Consider the following 16,633-nt stretch of genomic DNA (forward strand, 5'->3'; position numbering starts at 1 on the left):
TGGTCTGCCCCCTGAAAAGTGGCCCTCCCTGAAGTAGGCTTTTGAGCCGCTGGAGGACATGAGAATGGGACAGAAGAAGCACAAGCCGGAAGAGATTGTCGCCAAGCTGAGGCAGGTTGACGTCCTGCTTTCGCAGGGTCGCCCGGTGGCGGAAGCGATCCGCACGATCAGCGTGACGCCGTTCACCTACTACCGGTGGCGGAAAGAGTTCGGTGGGCTGAAGTCCGACCAGGTGAAGCGTCTGAAGGACCTCGAGAAGGAGAACGAGCGGTTGCGTAAGGCCGTGTCCGACCTGACGCTGGAGAAGCTGATCCTGAAAGAGGCCGCCTCGGGAAACTGGTGAGCCCCGCCCGCCGTCGCCAATGCATCGAACACGTCATGAAGAAGCATGGCGTAAAGGAGCGTTTGGCGTGCCGGGTCCTGGGGCAGCACCGATCAACACAGCGCAAGGCGCCGAAGGGACGAGCTGACGATGCGGCGCTGACGGCCGACATCATCGAGTTGGCGAGACAGTATGGACGCTACGGCTACCGTCGGATCGCGGCCCTGCTGCGGGATGCCGGATGGCTGGTCAACGTGAAGCGTGTCGAGCGGATCTGGCGGCAGGAAGGTCTGAAGGTGCCGGCCAGGCAGCCCAAGCGAGGGCGACTTTGGCTGAACGACGGCTCGTGCGTTCGGCTTCGGCCAGAGCGGGCGAACCACGTGTGGTCCTATGACTTCGTCGAGGGCCGAACCCACAACGGTCGCAAGTTCCGCATGCTCAATCTGATCGACGAGTTCACCCGCGAATGCCTGTGTATCCGGATCGACCGCAAGCTGAAATCCACCGACGTTATCGACGTGTTGTCGGACCTCTTCATCGTGCGCGGCGTGCCGGGGCACGTTCGCTCCGACAACGGTCCCGAGTTCATCGCCAAGGCGGTGCGCGACTGGATCACGGCGGTCGGCGCCAGGACTGCGTTCATCGAACCGGGCTCGCCTTGGGAGAACGGCTACTGTGAAAGCTTCAACTCCAAGCTCCGGGACGAACTTCTGAACGGCGAGATCTTCTACAGCCTCGCCGAGGCCCGGATCGTCATCGAGGGCTGGCGCCAGCACTACAACACGAAGCGACCGCATTCCTCGCTTGGCTACCGTCCACCGGCACCCGCCGCCGCGCCATGGCCGGCTGCGCTGCCCCAACCCGCTTCGCCGGCCACCTCAACCGTGGTCGCCAAGCCTACCATGCATTAGAATTGAACCGGGCCACCTAATGGGGGCAGGCCATCACCATCCTCGCAGCAGCCTCCCTATCAAGTGCCCAAGTGGCGCAAGCCGACAGCCTCAGCGAGGCCCGGCAAGGTGCAAAGCGAGGTGCTGCAATCTTCCAGAAAACCTACGGAGAGAGCGGCATGTTGGGCCTTAACGCAGCCAGCAAAGACTGTTGGAAGGCGTATCGCGGCAAACTCTCCGCACGGAAATTTGCCGAGTGCGCCTCGCTCGATCTCAACAGCTTCCATCTCGACAACGCTGCCAGCAAACAGATGGGATGGGAGCCCGATGCCTACATGACAGGGAAGAAGACAATCGAACGATACGAACGAGCGGAAAAAGCCCTCAAACTGTCGGCCAAGGAACAAGAGGCGATCGGAGAGATCGTCGTCGGTTCTGCCACGATCGGGCGCTGATCCAACCAACGCGATGAAGACCGGGCGTGCCCCTTCGGGTCGGGCTCTAGTCGCTGACGCTCCCCGAGCCCCCCAATGGGGTCTCGGCCCTTCGGGTTGCGATCCCTCACGCTGGCGGCAAAGGCCGCCATCCATTCCCGCTTCGAAAGGACCAGAAAGGATGACTCTGGTGCTCCATACGCATGGTCGGATCAGGACCTGCGACCGGCCGAGACGACGAGCAGCATCCATATGGACCCGTCCCCTTCGGGGCCGGGGTCTCTCTCTCTGACTTGGCTATTTTACGCCAGGCCATCCGGCGTCAAGGACATCGCGGTTCCCCCAATTTTCACGGCTCAAGGGCCGAGAAAATCGGCTCCCCCGCTCGCCGGCTCTGCCGGTCGTCTGCGACGATCCCTGACCCCTCTGGCCTACAGCGTGGACTCCTTTCGTCAGCGAAAGGAGAACATCATGTCTGATTTCAACGCATCCGCTCTGCTCTCGAACATCAAGCGCATCCAGCCTGAGGTGGCCGCGCGCCGCGACGCCTGCTCGGGCGCTCTCGCACGCGAAGCGCACGAAGGGCTGGAGCGCGTACTGAAGCAGCTCGTCTCTCTAATCAGCAGCGATGATGAGGACAATCAGTATGAAGCCGAATGGCTCCGGCACCAGACTACCAGCCTGCTGCCCGACCGGATCGTCGAGGAGGAGTTGGAGGACGGTGAGTTTCTGCCGGACGAAAACTACCGGGATACGACACTGAATGCCGGCGATCTCGAAGGGCTTCGCGATCTCCTCATTCAGCTCCACAAGGAATGCGATTTGCGCTTCATCTCGCGCTACGTGCGGGTGCGTCCAGTTCGGAAGGCTTGAGCCTTCGAAGGGAGGCGGCCTTGGCCGCCTCCCTTTCTGACGCGTCCCTTCCGGGCCGTGGAGACATGGGCCCCACGGTCGGATTGACCGACCGCCAGGTCTGACGAAAGGGGGCGAGGCCCCCCCTCGAGCTCACCCATGAGGGAAGGGGCAAGCCCCTCCCTCAAACTCCCTCCCATGGGGAAAGAGGGACGGTTCCCTCCCCCCCTTTCCCCAAACCCCTATCACCTCTCCCGGGCCACTCGCCGCTTCGCGGCCTCGGACCGGGTACGAAGGCCGAGAGCGAGACCCGTGTCCACTGATGCGCCTTGCAGGCACTCACCTGTCAGCCCCGGCTGCGAGCTGATGCTTCCCCTTACCGGCCCTTCCGGTTTCCCCACGCCGCATGGCTCGCCTCGCGCCCTCGCCCGGCCCGGGTGGATGCCAATCCAGCGCCAAGCCATCCCGAGCCCGCCTCCTCTCGCCCGCCATCGCGGCCGAGCCCGCCGAACCAATCCCAGAAAGCAGCCGACCCTAGCCGAGACAAAGCCGTCCGCAACCGCTGCGCGGTCCTCCTCTTCGTTCCGGTCCCCGGCTCCGCCGGCGATGCTGGACAGCCCCGCCTCGGCTGATCGGGTGGCTGCGGGGATTGGCCCCGCAAGCTCAAACCCCTAGATTGGAGGCGAACGTGAAGATCGACGGGCTCAAGATCGCCAGGGCGCTCAAGACTGCCGGCATCGACCAAGGCAAAGCCGACGACCTCGCACAGGAACTCGCCGACGCCTACGACAACGCGGAGAAAGACATGGCCTCTCTCAAGGACCTCGAAGCCATCAACGCCCGCTCCGACGCGCGCATCGAAGCGGCCGTCAACCGCCAGATCGTCTGGACCGTCGCGACGGCCGTGGCCTTTGCTGCCATCATCATCGCTGCCATGAAGCTCTGACGAGCTTCGGAAGCCCGCATCCGCGGGCTTCTACCCCCGGCGCCGCCTTCCCTCAATTCGGCGCCAAACGTTTGCGGAGACGGTCATGGTTTCCATCAAGGATCTCGAAGCCATCAACGCCCGTTCCGATGCGCGCATCAAGGCTGCCGTGAACCGACAGATCGTTGGGACTGCCGTTATCGGCCTGCTGTTCACGATCGCGATCGTCGCCATCGTGAAGCTCTGACGAACGACATGGGCGTGCCCCTAGGGGTCGGGCTCTAGTCGCTGTCGCTTCCCAAGCCCGAAGGGTCTTGGCCCTTCGGGTTTGGATCCCTCACGCGCTCGGCTTCGCCTCGCCAAGCCTCAGCCGCTCCACAGCTTCGGCCCGAAGCCACGAGGGGGCTAGGGCTCGGTGCCCACGTCTCGCCGCCGAGAAACCTCAGCTTGCCGCATACCCTCAGCGCCATCCATACGGACCCGTCCCCTTTGGGGCCGGGGCTACCTCTCTCTGACTTCGGGTATTCTACACCCGTCCCTCCGTCCTCAAGGACATCGCGGTCCCCCCAATTTTCGCGCCGCTGCGCCGCGAGAAAATCGGCTCCCCCGCTCGCCGCCGCTGGCGGCCGCTCGCGCGGTCCTTGACCACTCGGGACTTCAGTGTGGCCGAACTCCGTCATTCAAGATGAAGGAGCTTCGATATGACCCTCAACGATTACGAGAAGCTGCGGACCGCCGTCAATTTCGCAGTCCAGTACCTCACAGTCTCCCTGATGTTCACCGCGCACCCCGTTGCTCGCGATTATCACAATCGTGCCCTTGGCGAGTTGAAGGCCATCTGCAAGACCATCACCAATGTCATCGACGCGCAGCGCGCCTTCGATGAGGCCGTAGACGAAGCCGCTCGCGAAACGGTCTTGGAGGACGAGTTGCTGATGGCGACCCTGACCTTCGACCTAGCGACGTTTCACGAAGCTCCCATCCATCTCGGCGATCACCTCGTCATCGACAGAGCAACTGACGAGTTCCGCATTGCACCTTTCGGACGCTGGCTGCCGCTTCACGACAACATGCCGATCGTCACTCGCATCCCGCTTCGCGAACTGGATCGCTTCTACGATGCCCTCAAAACGCTATGGGAAGAGACCGGGATCGAAATCACAGCCCAGGAAATCCAGTTCGCTCCCGTTCGCCGCGACGGTTAGAAAGCAGCGGGCTTTGCCCGCTGCTTTCTAACCGTCGCACAGCGGCACGACCGGATCGACCGGATCGTGCCGCCGAAGGTCTCGCCTTTTGCGAGACAAAAAGGACGCCGGCTCGCGCCGGCGGCTTTCATCGGCGAGCCCAATGGCCGCCGTTCGGCACCAGAGCGCGCTTGATCAGTGCGATCATCCTGGCGAAGCGCTTCACGCCATCACCGCTGAACCCGTCCAGCGAGCATCGCAGCGCTCCCGCCCCTTCATGCTGCCGGCATCCGACCCGGAGCCTGACGAAGCCCACATCCGGAACCGCCGCGCGCCGCGCTGAGGCCGCCCACCTCCTACCAATGCCGGCGATCGGAGCCATGATACAGCCCGACCGCGACGCGATCCGACATGATTCCGAAGGGAGACCAACACCACACCGACCAAGGGCCTTCCTGATGCCCGTTTCCGAAGATGCCCGGTCTTGCCCGCTTGGGCCGCTATGCGGTCAACCAGAATGACGGTTTCCACCCCTGCGGGGCGGACCCTCCGCAATTCAGGCTGACCGCGCGACCCGGCGCTGGCTGGCGAGGGCATCGAAACGCGCAACACAGGAGAACCCCATGCGCTCGGTCAACCGCTTCACCCTTCTCGGCAACGTCGGCTCCATCAAGGTCTTCAACGGCTGCATCAAGGTCTCCGTCGCAACCAACCGCTCTTGGACCGGCGACGACGGCCAGCGCAAAGAGCGCACCGACTGGGTTCCGGTCACGGTCTTCGACCAAGCCCAGCGCGAGTGGATCGCGGAGAACGTCAAGAAAGGCGACTCGGTCTACATCGAGGCCCGCGTCGCTCAGTCCTCCTACGGCGAGGGCGATGACCGTCAGTTCGACGTGGATGTGATCGCCACCCTCTTCAACAAGCTCTGAGAACCAGAAATAGCGAGCCTTCGGGCTCGCTATCCGATTTTAGGATGAACGCCACCTTCTGTAGCCGGCACTGATCGCTCGCTCCTGCTTCGCGTAAGCCTCGCTCAAGCCGCCCAAAGCCCATAGAGCTCTGAATTCATTGGCTTCTAGAGCGTTCCGGAAGATTTTCGCCGCTTCCTCGGACAGGTGGCTTTCGACAGTCCGGATCAACTCGGCGTTCCCCATGTCGTCCGTCATGGTCGATAATCCTTTCTGATCTGGCCGATTCCTTTCACGGTCGGATCGCTAAAGTGGGATCGTACCTCTTTCCTCACGTTCGGAATACGTGTCTAACAGTGAAAACCCGCAGCCAAGAATCGGCTGTTTAGTATCTAAACATGGAGTTAGGGCTCATGCCTCAGCGTAGGTCGAGCGCACAGGCTGTCTTCGAACACCATGAACGCCGCCTCGCCGCAGGCGAGACGAGCCGCAGATTTTATGTGCGTGAGGAGCATATGCAGATCCTCCGCCGCTTCATGATTGCGAACGGATTGCCCAACCAGCACAGCGCCATGCAGGTGCTGCTGGAGCAGTTCCGGCGCGAACATAACATCAAGGAGACGGCCAAGCCGCGTTCCCGATACGGCAACTCCAACACGAGAGAGATCACATAAGGAAAAGCCCCACCGCGATAGCATCGCGATAGGGCTTGAGAAGGAACCTGGACCCAGCGGCTTGCAGGCTGATGGGACCTGATAGAGAGATTATCACCTACCTCTCTCATACCTCCTCTCGCCTCCCATCGTCAATCTGAATGCGATGAAATCGCCACGGGAAAGCTTTGTCTTCTGCGCAAAGTGAGGTTCATTGGCAGAACAAACCATCCGGCGCTTACGCGTCCACGGGTTAGGCTGCGCCTGGGCATCCAGTGCGAGATGCTTACCTTGTTGCTGACGCTGCGAGGGTCGCTCTGCGGCACCACTGATCTCGCCAATCAGAAGGGAGGGATGGGCTTGCGCGTTCGTTCTCCTCTACGGGATCGGCAATCGTCCATTCCTTCGGGAACGACGTTCGCTGCGGTTAAAAACGGTTCTTCAACGACTTTATGTCGTCTTCAACGATTCAGACTCGCGTTCACACCCGGAATGCTCCAGCGTTCTACTAGTTGGGAGGAGCGAGTCGGAATCATGAATCCAAAAACTTCAGCTACGTCAGTGGCTGCTAGCCGAGCGCGCCGTCGCCAGATCGGCATGCGGTCCATGGAAGCTGTATTTTTCGAGGACGAGTTAGCCGCACTCGACCGGCTGAAATACCGGCTCAACCTCGCATCGAGATCGGAAGCCCTTCGACTGCTTATGGCAAAGACCGATCTTGATATACTCACACCGGAAGATGCGGCGGGTCTGAGATCGGACGCCGTATGACTTCCATAGCTTCAACAAGTGCGGAGACGCCATAGGCAAAGAAAAAGGCCCCGAAGCGGGAGCCGCCGGAGCCTCATTCTGTGATCGTGTGACAACGCCAGAATTAGGCCTTCCGAATCTCTTCGTCAAGAAAAAATGCGGCTTCCCGCCACGGCTTTGCTTTGCCCTTTTTCAAGGAGAGCTCATGTCGGCGGAACGAGATCGTGTGCTTAGCAGCATGCGAACGGTGGCGCGTGCCTTCAACACCGGTACGGGACCTGCCTCTGACCTGTTCGCGTCACTGACGCAGCAGAACGATGTGCCACACCCCAATTTCCTCGCCCGCGCAGCGATCTGGCGGGACCACGCCGCGGGTTTGATCTCGCGCACGGAAGCGACGCGCCGATCGGCTGCGATCGGCGCTCCACCGACTTCGCCGCCACGGCTCGTCGGCGCGCAACCGCGCGACCCCTGCACTCCGCGAAAGCCCAAGGAATGTCGTCCCCGCTCGACGCGTCCGACGCCCAACGAGAGCCGCCAGTACGCGCCCGCCATGGCGACCACCGCTGCACGCGATGATCGCCTGACGCCGAACGCCAAGGCGTTCCTGCAGGTGCTGCGCGCACGCTGCGGCAAGAGCCGCGAGACCATCATCACCAAAGGCACGGCCGCCAACATCATGGCGCGTTCCACGCGCACCATTCGCCGCTACCTCGATGACCTGATCCGGTACGGGTACATCCAGTCCGAGATCCGCACGAACCGAAACGGGATGCACATCGGTCTCGTCATCACCGTGACCGAGCTCGCCGTGCCTTTCTTCGAAAGCGCCAAGGGGCTCGCACGCTGGCTCGCGGAAACGCCTTCCGCAGTCCTTCGGCCCTTCGAAGGCGTTGTGGCTGGTTTTCAGGGTAGGACACTAATGTCACCCAAAAACCAGACACCAATATCTTCTCTTAAAGGAACAACGGACACGAGCCGCTTCGCGCCTCGTGAAAGGCTTAGGAGTGAAGAAAGGGGGAAATTCCGTCCCTTCTCGACCTAAGCCGAGCCCTCCATTGACCTATATTCGGCCTTACATGTTCGCTGAAAAGCGAACTGCGGCTTCCGCTCGAAATCACGCACGCCCCAGCCGCGGATGCGCTCCATAGGCTTGCATGGTGGCGGAAAAAAAACGGCCGCCCAAGGCGACCGTTTCCGAACGATATGGTCCTTTTAGAAGCGGTTCTATTCGGCCGTTTCCTGTCTGCGCTGCGGCGGCGACGTTTCTCTGATCCATTCAGCCTCAACGTAGCCGGGACGCACCTCGGTTCGGTCGACGAACGGCACCAGCACGCGATAGAGATCACGTCCATAGCCGAGAACAACCACCCATGTCCCCTTGTCTTTGACAACACCCAGCTCCGATGACATCTCGGATTCGCGAAGAGCGTTATCCTCGTATTCGTGCCATTCGCGCATGTTCCCACCCCCAGGCGCTGGCTTCGTCCTGAGCTCTTTGATGCGCGTCGATCCAAGGATCTTCATGAGCCAGGATGCCGTCTCGCCGGGCTCCGTCCGGCAGATCACTTTGGTCTGAATCGAAGACATCCAGGTCTTGAAAGCCTCCGGCCCATAGACCTTCTCCACGGCATGGAAATCCTGCAATCCTAGCACCACCGGCGCGCCGCGCTCACGACCTGCGCTGACCAGCTCCTCGATCCCGTCGATCTTCGCCAAACGAGCGAACTCATCCAGAATGAACCATGTCCTTTGGCCGATGGGCTGCTTGAAATTCTCGTGGAACACGGACTTGCAGGCGATCGTATAGAAGGCCGCGATCCACGATCCCGAAATCTCGTCGAACCGTCCGCTGTGGCCAAGGACGATCGTCTTCGGCAAGCTATTACCCTGCATGAACTCGTGGATCGAGACGAGCTTACGACCCGTGTAGTCACCCCACGCAATGCTCAGAAGTTCAAAATTGTTGATCGCGTTCTGGATGCCGGTTCGCGTGCTCGACCACTGCCTCTCGTCGGCGTTGATGTAGGTCAGCGCTGAGGGGTGATACTCCTGCGCCCATTCCGCCAACGTCTCCTTCGGCGCAGTGAAGGCGTCGAAGAGATCGCTCCAAGTCCACTCACCGGGCATGCGCGAATGCAACATGATAATGACGACAGCGGCCACACCCTGGCCCGCCTGTTCGAAATAGATATACTCCGGATTCTTGATCAGGTGCTTCGCCAGATTGATGCAGTCCGCACGAGTGCGAACGTCCCGCGCCACAGCCCAAACCCACGAACGCTCGTCGGCGGGATTGATCAGAATTCCATTGCCTTGAGGGTCCATCGAAGTCGGTTGTTCGCGCGGCATAAGTGCGTAGACGTGCGACTTATATCCATAAACGATCTTCCGATCGCCCACCTCTGTTATCGACTTCAGGAGATGACGCAGAAGGTTGGTCTTGCCGCTACCCTGCCCGCCGAAAACGATCATCCCGTTCAACGCACGAAGGTCGGAAATCGTCCACTCGCCATACATCGGAAGGCCGCCTTTCGACAGTTCCGCTTTGCTCGCAGCGATCAGTCCTCTGTAATCCGATACGGTCGGACCGGCGAGGATGATGCGCCATCTGGGACGGAGCCACCTTTCGTAGACTCCATAGGCGAAGAACCCCAGGCCAATCACCAACGGAGCAAACACCCACACCTGGTATTCGTTGATTTTTCGGAAGTTCGAATAACCGTTGATGCGGAAAAGCTCCCGACACTGAAGAGCGTCCCAAGGCCATAGGCAGTAGGTCGCGTCCCGCCATCCCAGCTCCATGATGACACCGTTGTCGAGACCCCAGAGCGTGTTCCCGAACCGCCATGCCCACATGCCGATCATGCCAATGATACCGGCGGCCAGGGCTGCGAAAGCCCACCCGATTGTCGGCGTCGGTGTCTTGCGGATCATGAGCTGAACCCCTTGCGTCCTCGCGCGATCATTCCCGCTTTGAATTCACCATCTGACTGGCGTTCTGCAGCGTCCAGAAGGACGCCAAGCAGAAACGCCTTATCGGCTTCACGTAGACCCGCCTTCACGACGAGACCGCCAAGTTCGATCTTCTCTCGAGCGTCTTTTCGGCGCGCATCGGCGGCGGGTGTCGCGGTCTGCCGACGCAAGGCCCTTTGAAGCTCCACCATCTTCCCGCGCAGCTTACGTCGGCGAAGACGCTGCGCCGTCATCTCGGTGAAGGCCCTTCGCGCGAAACGACTCCACCAGTGCTGCGACCGCCTCGCGCAGTTCCTTTTCAGGGACGTTAAGTTCGAACAGCCCTGCCCTGCGCGCCATGCGACCGAACGAGGCCTCCTCCTCAACTTCCACACGTTTAAGCTCAGCCTTCAGGTCGTCCATCTGCTTTCGCAGGATGGCAGATTTAGTCTGCGGACCTTCGGCTTTCGTCTTGGGACTGCGCATGCTCAACGGCTCCTTTCGTGGTCGTTAGTGACCTACATTCGGGTTCCTATCGACCACAAGCCATCGATGTTGCCAAGATTTATCGGTGACTTTGGTTGACGGGAGAGGCCCCTCCCCAGCCTTTCTTGCCTCATCCGCCTGTCTCACCTGCTCCTTTTCCGGCCATCCGGAGCGTAGCGACCCTGCTCGTTGAAGAGGTCGCTTTGCGACCGCACGAGCATCAGGCTGATTTATCAGACTGCGCATTTAGCTGTTGCGTTTCGCAACAGNGTTTGTAGGTCTTTCCAAGGGGTCGCTGGTGAGCGATTTGGGTATGGATTGGGTTCGTGGCGATCTACAGTTTTCGCCAATCAGTGATCTCGGGAGGAAGCGGTAAGTCCGCCGTGGCTTCGGCTGCCTACCGCCACGCTGCCATCATGGTCAGCGAGGCAACTGGCCGGTCGACTGACTTCTCGAACAAGGTCGGTGGCGTACACTCCGAACTCGCCATCCCTTCTGACGCGCCGGGCTGGATCCGGGAGAAGCTTGGCTTTACCGATCCTCAAGGTCATCGGCTTGAAGGAAGTGCCGCTGTCGCGGCTTCCGCAGCGCTTTGGAACACTGTCGAGACCAGCGAAAAACGCTCAGATGCGAAATACGCTATCGACCTCATTGTGGCTCTCCCGCGAGAACTTACCGAAGCTCAAAACATCGATCTTGTCCGCGAGTTCGTCCGGGTGAATTACACCGAGCATGGACGTGTGGTGGATTGGGCTTACCATGCCCCGGAGGACAAGCAGCACAATCCACACGCTCACATCATGTCGACTGTACGCCCTTTGACCGACACCGGCTTCGGCTCAAAGACCGTTGCCCTCGTAGATGCAGATGGTGAGCTGATCCGATCCGATAAGGGCGCGATTGCTTATGCGAGATGGGCTGGATCGAAGGGTGAGCTTTATGCTCACCGAGAAGCATGGGCCGCCTCAATCAACGTCGCACTGGCTGAAGCCGGACATGAAATCACCGTCGACCATCGGTCCTTTAAGGATCGCGGCATCGACGTTCTAGAACCCACCACGCATCATGGGCTGGTCCATCATATCGGGTCTGTCCGTGCTCACGATGAGCATGTCCGCGCAGACCTCGAGATCAGGGCTCGCAACTTTCAAGCTCTCGTCGCAAATCCATCTCTGGTCCTCGAACACATCACCCGGGACCAGTCGACTTTCGACACGCGGGATGTCGCCCGTTTCATCCATCGGTATGCGGGCAAGGGCGACGACTTTGCATCCCTGCGCCGCCGCGTAGGGGCTCTTCCAGAGCTCGTAACTATCCAGGCACAGATCCATGATCCCGAAACAAACCGCGTCGTTCAACGCGAGCGTTTCACCACCACCGCTGTTCTGGAGCGGGAAGCCCATATGCTGGAAATCGTCCAGCATCGTGCCTCTGATCTCTCCTTTGGCGTCGATAGCGAGCGCAAAACAGCGGCGGTCGAGCGTGCGCAGGTCACACAGGGATTTGACTATTCGCCGGAGCAGCGAGCAGCGATCGATCGTCTCACTCGTGATGAGGGCATCTCTACGATGGTCGGTATTGCGGGCGCGGGAAAGTCGACCGTGCTTCGAGCGGTCAACGAGGTCTATCGCGCAGAAGGCGTCGCGGTCCATGGCGCTGCATTGGCGGGCAAGGCTGCCGATAATCTGCAGGAATCTTCGGGCATCAGCAGCCGGACCCTGGCTTCCTGGGAACACGCATGGTCGCATGAAAACGACCACCTTCGCGCTGGTGATGTCTTCGTTATCGACGAGGCGGGAATGGTCGCATCCGCCCAAATGGAGCGGATGCTGGAGCGTCTCGATAGTTTTGGGGCCAAGGTCATCATGGTCGGAGATGCGCGGCAGCTCCAACCCATCGAAGCAGGGGCCGCGTTCCGCTCGATCGCTTCCGAAGTCGGGTATGTCGAACTGACCGAGGTTCGTCGCCAGGAGCGAGCGGACCACGCCGAGGCTAGCGTGCTGTTCGGCGCTGGAGATGCCAAGTCCGCCTTGAACATCTACAACGGGAACGACACGTTCCGCCCGCACGATCGACGCGATGACGCTCTCAATGCAGCGGTCCAGGGTTGGCATCACGACTGGCGCGCCAACGTCGATGTTCTCATGCTCGCGCATACCAATCAGGACGTTCTGGACCTCAACACCTTGGCTCGTTCCGCGATCCAGGCCGATGGAGGTTTGAGCGAAGGCAAGCAGATCCGCACAGCTCGTGGTATGCGGGAATTTGCCGTTGGAGATCGCGTCCTCTTCCTCGACAACGATCGGTCTCTCGGTCTGAGAAACGGTACGATTGGATACGTCGAAAGCTTCACCGGTTCTTCGATGTTTGTCGCGGTTGCCGATCACTCCAGCCCGGTCGAAATCGCTCCTGGCGGCTACAACAACATCGATCACGGCTACGCCACCACTATTCACAAATCACAGGGCGCGACGGTCGATCGCGTTCATGTTGTGGCCGGCGGTATGATGGATGCTCAGCTCACCTACGTTGCTCTTTCTCGTCACCGGGAAGAGGTGACGATGCACGTCCCGCTGGAATCCTTCACGCGCCCTGGCGCGGCCAAGCTGGCGACCGTCGCTGACGCTATGGAGCGCCTTGCGACCGACAAGCTGAAGGACACATCGATCGATTACAGGACGACCCTGGACTACATCGAAGCGCGCAAAGCCCTGGAAGCCGAGCGCGCGATCGCGCCGGTGCCTGAAGGTCTCCTCGTGAGGTTCCGGGCCTTCTTGGAGGAGCGCGGTCTGCCGGATCCGGTGGATGTGCTGCATTCGGTCCGACAGTTCGCGGCCGAGGTGCTAAATCGCGCGCGTGCGCCCGAGGCCGGTGAGCGGATCATCATTCCTGATGCCCTTCTCCACCGGACCGAAACAAGGCTTTCGAGGCTGGCTCCAGATCCCGAATTGCTGACAGCCATCCATCGCCTCGATCATGTCCAGCAGCACTCCGCAGCGATGAACCATGAAGGCTTGGCCCGGCGTTCCGCGTTCCGCTCCGCGGAGAATGAGCTGACCTTGATGCGGACATCGACGCAGCTTCGCGACTACGCAGAGCGGGTCTCGGACGTTGTATCGCCCTCGGTCGTTGTCGCCATCGGACGCAGTGTCGAAGTGGTCTTGCACGATCCGCGTCTGGCCCATCTGTCCGATGAGACACGGAGCGCTTTGCACGAAAACTGGATCAGCGTTCATGCCGTTTCTCGTGCTGCCTGGGAACTCGGTCTCCTCGAAACGGCGCGCTCGATCGATACGAGTTATCGAGAAGAGCGAGCCGCCGCCGCAACGCTTGCGGAGTATGAGAAGACCGTCGCGCGTGTCATTCAGACGGCTGATCCGATCGAGCCGGCGCAGCCTTCGGCGATGCCCACCAGTGTCCGCGCGGAAGCCACGTTGCCGTTCATACCGGCCGTCACCCATTGGCCTGTGTCGATCGAACAATCGGTCCAAATGACCCTCGACGCTCATCCCCGTGTCGCGAGTTTTCAAACGGTCGCCCGCGAGCTGGCTGGCATCATCTGGCGGCAACCGGACACGGCCCTTTCCCTCGTTCAGGCAGCTCTTCCATCGCAAGGAGAAGAGCGACGCGTGGTGCTCGACGAACTGGTCCGCGACCCATCTCGCTACGGTGAACTCAATGGGGGCCGCACGCTGTTGCTGCGACCGGATTCGGCGCGCCAGAAGGCACTCGACTCCGCTCAGGTCTTCGCGCAGTCCGTCAGCGATCTTAAAGAGACCGCAGAACTCCTACGACCCTCCGTCATGGCCAAGGAAACGCAATGGCGTGAGCTCATGGCAAAGCCCATGCTGACCCTCTCGGCCGAGGCCACTCAGATCGTGGAAGCCTTGGTCTCGGCCAATGGCATGAAACGACCTGACCGAGAGCCCGCGCACCAGATCGCTCTCCAGGCGATCGGACGTAAGGAGGCGCTGGCGGAGGTCGTGGCTTGGCGCAAGGAGTTGGATGAGCGCTTGGCCGTGCCTGATGCGCTGAAGCATATACCGGAACTCACGACGCAGCAGGCAAGCGAGATCCGCTCTGCCGCCGCCAGTGTCGAGACCGCATTGAAGGAAGCGGACAACACGCGGAAGCTGGAGGTCGCGCGCGAGCGAAGCCTTCATATCAGCGTCGCCCGTGACCTCGACATCAGCATCTAAGTTGCCGCACCGGCCTGTGGAACTGAGAGCGAGAGACAGGGACTGTGTGGGCATTGCTGCCCATGCGATCGAGGCTCCTCTCACTGAACCTCATTCGCCTTACGATGAAAGGACTACGACCATGAGCTCGGAACACAGCATCGTGCCCATCAGCGAAAGCGAGCGTGCCCGCCGGTTAAAAGCGATCGATCAGGCACGCGCCGCCAATCGGCGCCAGGGGTATGTGCATGACCAGGCGCTGGAAGATGCCAAGGCGCGCTACGCCAAGGGTGAAATCACACTGGACGAGCTGCGGGAGCAAACGCTGGCACGCTTCAGACCGGTCTGATCGTCATGGCGGGTTCCTACACATATCCCAACGAGAGCAACGATCCCGATCGCCAGAACGTCCTGCGGAACAAGTTTGAGATCCGCTCGGGCGCCGAGTTGCGAGAGGCCGAGTACGCTTCGACGGACATTCGCCAGATCGAGCTTAGTCTCGGCCAGGGACCCCGTGGCTCCTTCGATGCGGATCATCTCAAAGCCCTTCACCGCCACATCTTCTAAGATGTGTACGAATGGGCCGGGCACACGCGAAATGAGAGGCCCGTGGTCAACGGTGAGCGCGTCGAGCCGATCGGGTCGCTCTCGAAAGGCGGGTATGCGTTCCTGCCGGGCTCGCGCATCGAGATGGGGCTTACCGCAGCCTTCGAACCGATTCGGGACATCGAGGCGTTGAAGGGTGCATCCGTCGAGACCTTTGCAGCGAAGGCGGGCGAAGTTCTTGGCGAACTCAACTACGTCCATCCGTTCCGCGAGGGGAATGGCCGCACCCAGGAAGCCTTCATTCAGGCACTCGGCGTTTACGCCGGGCACGAGGTCGACTTTTCGGTCATCACGAAGACGCGGATGATCGAAGCCTCGGTCGAGACGTTCAATGATCCCAAAGCGCCCGCCATGAGACATCTCATGGAGGACGCCGTTGATGCAGGCCGCCGCGAAGCCCTTCGGGCCGCCATCGCCGATCTCGCCCTTCAGAGCGCCAGCCCCGACGACTTCAACATCAGAACAGCGCGCCCGGGTGAAACCGTCGTCGGCACCCTTTTGGCGGCCGAGAGCCCCTCGCCCGCTCTCATCACCGAAATCGGTCTTATCGTCATCCCGCGCCAGGATCTGCCTGCGATCATCGAGGCCGACGGCACTGTGACTGTCCCGGTATCATCAAAATTCGAACTGCCGGTGATCGCCACGATAGAGCGCGCGATCGGAACAAGCGAGGCGTTTATCCCTGCCGTCACGAACTGGCCTCAGACGGTCGAGCAAACCGTATCGCAGGTCGTGGCGACGCATCCATCCGTCACCATGTTCCTGCAGGACGCCGCGCTTCACGCCGGACATGCCTGGAAAGATCCTGAGGCTGTGCTTGCGAAGGTCCAAGGAGCGATCGCGACCAATCCCGCACAGACCGCATCCATCCTTGCCTCTTTCGAAGCGTCTCCCCAGACCTACGGCGATTTGATTGGAGGGAAGACCCTATTCGGAAACCCCGATCCAGAACGGCAATCGGCTTTGGATCGCGTACCGCTGTTCACCGCAGCGTTGCGCAACATGCTCGATGCAGCCGAACGGCTGGAACCGCACGTTCGCCAGACCGAGATCGCTTGGCGCCAGGAAATGTCCCTTCCAATACCGGCGCTGTCAGCCGCAGCTATCAGTGTGGTGCAGGATCTCACCCAGGCCGCTGCTATGAAGCGCTTGGAGAAGGAACCTGCTCACGATCTAGCCGTGAACGCGATGAGCAAGGAAGCCTTCACGGAAGTCAGAGAGTGGCGCCAGGCCGTCAACGCTCGGATGACCGTGCCGGACGCCGTTGATCGCATCCCCGGCATATCCGAGGAGAAGAAGGCCAGTATCGTCGCGGTCGTGGCGACAGTGGATAGTGCCGTCCGCGAGGCCTCGTTGACCTCTCATCGTTCAGCCGTTCGCGAGGCGACCATCGAAATCAGCACATCTAAATCGATCGATATCGGCCCCAGCGTGTAGCCGGACCGAGAAGCTCGACCCGCCGGTCCAAAAGCTGGCGAGATCGTTAGACG

General features: G+C 60.8%; 17 protein-coding genes. 13 read left to right on the top strand and 4 right to left on the bottom strand.

The window, feature by feature from the left end; translation table 11 throughout:
* The first annotated feature begins 64 nt into the window (after positions 1–64).
* From B146_RS0121640 to B146_RS0121670, 7 genes are all read left to right on the top strand, one after another.
* A protein-coding gene (locus B146_RS0121640) for an IS3 family transposase (protein ID WP_155897544.1) occupies positions 65–1,233 on the top strand; the annotation gives its coding sequence in 2 pieces (ribosomal slippage) (positions 65–329 and positions 329–1,233; 1,170 coding nt in all).
* A gap of 71 nt (positions 1,234–1,304) precedes the next feature.
* Positions 1,305–1,667 (top strand): hypothetical protein, encoded by a 363-nt coding sequence (locus B146_RS0121645; protein ID WP_155897643.1) that lies wholly within the window; start codon positions 1,305–1,307, stop codon positions 1,665–1,667.
* Positions 1,668–2,117: 450 nt separating this feature from the next.
* Positions 2,118–2,519 carry a hypothetical protein gene (locus B146_RS0121650; RefSeq protein WP_019998576.1) on the top strand — a complete coding sequence of 134 codons (402 nt, stop codon included), beginning with the start codon at positions 2,118–2,120 and terminating at the stop codon, positions 2,517–2,519.
* Between the two features lie 667 nt (positions 2,520–3,186).
* Positions 3,187–3,444, top strand: a complete 258-nt coding sequence (locus B146_RS0121655; protein WP_155897644.1) for a hypothetical protein — start codon at positions 3,187–3,189, stop codon at positions 3,442–3,444.
* Positions 3,445–3,529: 85 nt separating this feature from the next.
* A complete protein-coding gene (locus tag B146_RS29190) occupies positions 3,530–3,670 on the top strand; it encodes a hypothetical protein (RefSeq protein WP_019998578.1) in 141 nt (46 codons plus the stop codon).
* 454 nt (positions 3,671–4,124) lie between these two features.
* Positions 4,125–4,628, top strand: a complete 504-nt coding sequence (locus B146_RS0121665; RefSeq protein WP_019998579.1) for a hypothetical protein — start codon at positions 4,125–4,127, stop codon at positions 4,626–4,628.
* Positions 4,629–5,230: 602 nt separating this feature from the next.
* A complete protein-coding gene (locus tag B146_RS0121670) occupies positions 5,231–5,536 on the top strand; it encodes a single-stranded DNA-binding protein (protein ID WP_019998580.1) in 306 nt (101 codons plus the stop codon).
* Positions 5,537–5,575: 39 nt separating this feature from the next.
* Here the strand turns inward: B146_RS0121670 and B146_RS0121675 are convergent, their stop codons facing one another.
* Complete coding sequence (locus B146_RS0121675; protein ID WP_019998581.1) at positions 5,576–5,773, bottom strand: hypothetical protein; 198 nt, start codon at positions 5,771–5,773, stop codon at positions 5,576–5,578.
* Positions 5,774–6,030: 257 nt separating this feature from the next.
* On the opposite strand from B146_RS0121675, the gene B146_RS29195 reads away from it, so the two are divergent.
* Together B146_RS29195 and B146_RS0121685 are read left to right on the top strand one after the other, a co-directional pair.
* Positions 6,031–6,189, top strand: a complete 159-nt coding sequence (locus B146_RS29195) for a hypothetical protein (RefSeq protein ID WP_155897645.1) — start codon at positions 6,031–6,033, stop codon at positions 6,187–6,189.
* Between the two features lie 934 nt (positions 6,190–7,123).
* Positions 7,124–7,963 carry a helix-turn-helix domain-containing protein gene (locus B146_RS0121685; protein WP_244498267.1) on the top strand — a complete coding sequence of 280 codons (840 nt, stop codon included), beginning with the start codon at positions 7,124–7,126 and terminating at the stop codon, positions 7,961–7,963.
* A 182-nt stretch (positions 7,964–8,145) separates the two neighbouring features.
* On the opposite strand, the gene B146_RS0121690 is transcribed toward B146_RS0121685, so the two are convergent.
* From B146_RS0121690 to B146_RS26990, 3 genes are read right to left on the bottom strand one after another with little or no spacing between them, the layout of a single operon-like run.
* Positions 8,146–9,855 carry a type IV secretion system DNA-binding domain-containing protein gene (locus tag B146_RS0121690; RefSeq protein ID WP_019998584.1) on the bottom strand — a complete coding sequence of 570 codons (1,710 nt, stop codon included), beginning with the start codon at positions 9,853–9,855 and terminating at the stop codon, positions 8,146–8,148.
* Entirely contained in the window at positions 9,852–10,127 is a 276-nt protein-coding gene (locus B146_RS28610; protein WP_407638566.1) for a conjugal transfer protein TraD, read from the bottom strand. Before B146_RS28610 ends, B146_RS0121690 begins: the two co-directional genes overlap by 4 nt.
* The gene (locus tag B146_RS26990; protein WP_026358844.1) at positions 10,099–10,359 is read right to left on the bottom strand and encodes a TraC family protein; all 261 of its coding nucleotides are present in this window, start codon (positions 10,357–10,359) and stop codon (positions 10,099–10,101) included. Before B146_RS26990 ends, B146_RS28610 begins: the two co-directional genes overlap by 29 nt.
* Before the next feature lie 326 nt (positions 10,360–10,685).
* Between B146_RS26990 and traA the strand changes: the two genes are divergently transcribed.
* The 4 genes from traA to B146_RS30215 all read left to right on the top strand — a co-directional run bounded on the left by traA (position 10,686) and on the right by B146_RS30215 (position 16,580).
* The gene (gene traA, locus B146_RS28025; protein WP_162141962.1) at positions 10,686–14,558 is read left to right on the top strand and encodes a Ti-type conjugative transfer relaxase TraA; all 3,873 of its coding nucleotides are present in this window, start codon (positions 10,686–10,688) and stop codon (positions 14,556–14,558) included.
* 121 nt (positions 14,559–14,679) lie between these two features.
* A complete protein-coding gene (locus tag B146_RS0121705; protein WP_019998589.1) occupies positions 14,680–14,886 on the top strand; it encodes an antitoxin VbhA family protein in 207 nt (68 codons plus the stop codon).
* A gap of 5 nt (positions 14,887–14,891) precedes the next feature.
* Positions 14,892–15,104: a hypothetical protein gene (locus B146_RS30210; RefSeq protein WP_019998590.1), complete on the top strand. Its 213-nt coding sequence runs from the start codon at positions 14,892–14,894 to the stop codon at positions 15,102–15,104.
* 42 nt (positions 15,105–15,146) lie between these two features.
* Complete coding sequence (locus tag B146_RS30215; protein WP_019998591.1) at positions 15,147–16,580, top strand: Fic/DOC family protein; 1,434 nt, start codon at positions 15,147–15,149, stop codon at positions 16,578–16,580.
* The last annotated feature ends 53 nt before the right edge of the window (positions 16,581–16,633 follow it).

Origin of the sequence: Aureimonas ureilytica DSM 18598 = NBRC 106430 (genome assembly GCF_000382705.1) — a bacterium.
Lineage (GTDB): Bacteria > Pseudomonadota > Alphaproteobacteria > Rhizobiales > Rhizobiaceae > Aureimonas > Aureimonas ureilytica.

What these genes read in the sequence shown, in the direction of transcription:
- B146_RS0121670 (WP_019998580.1), top strand. Translation starts at nt 5,231, where the DNA reads ATGCGCTCGGTCAACCGCTTCACCCTTCTCGGCAACGTCGGCTCCATC.
- B146_RS0121690 (WP_019998584.1), bottom strand. Translation starts at nt 9,855, where the DNA reads ATGATCCGCAAGACACCGACGCCGACAATCGGGTGGGCTTTCGCAGCC.
- B146_RS30210 (WP_019998590.1), top strand. Translation starts at nt 14,892, where the DNA reads ATGGCGGGTTCCTACACATATCCCAACGAGAGCAACGATCCCGATCGC.
- B146_RS0121675 (WP_019998581.1), bottom strand. Translation starts at nt 5,773, where the DNA reads ATGACGGACGACATGGGGAACGCCGAGTTGATCCGGACTGTCGAAAGC.
- B146_RS26990 (WP_026358844.1), bottom strand. Translation starts at nt 10,359, where the DNA reads ATGCGCAGTCCCAAGACGAAAGCCGAAGGTCCGCAGACTAAATCTGCC.
- B146_RS29195 (WP_155897645.1), top strand. Translation starts at nt 6,031, where the DNA reads ATGCAGATCCTCCGCCGCTTCATGATTGCGAACGGATTGCCCAACCAG.
- B146_RS0121705 (WP_019998589.1), top strand. Translation starts at nt 14,680, where the DNA reads ATGAGCTCGGAACACAGCATCGTGCCCATCAGCGAAAGCGAGCGTGCC.
- B146_RS28610 (WP_407638566.1), bottom strand. Translation starts at nt 10,127, where the DNA reads ATGACGGCGCAGCGTCTTCGCCGACGTAAGCTGCGCGGGAAGATGGTG.
- B146_RS0121685 (WP_244498267.1), top strand. Translation starts at nt 7,124, where the DNA reads ATGTCGGCGGAACGAGATCGTGTGCTTAGCAGCATGCGAACGGTGGCG.
- B146_RS29190 (WP_019998578.1), top strand. Translation starts at nt 3,530, where the DNA reads ATGGTTTCCATCAAGGATCTCGAAGCCATCAACGCCCGTTCCGATGCG.
- B146_RS0121665 (WP_019998579.1), top strand. Translation starts at nt 4,125, where the DNA reads ATGACCCTCAACGATTACGAGAAGCTGCGGACCGCCGTCAATTTCGCA.
- B146_RS0121650 (WP_019998576.1), top strand. Translation starts at nt 2,118, where the DNA reads ATGTCTGATTTCAACGCATCCGCTCTGCTCTCGAACATCAAGCGCATC.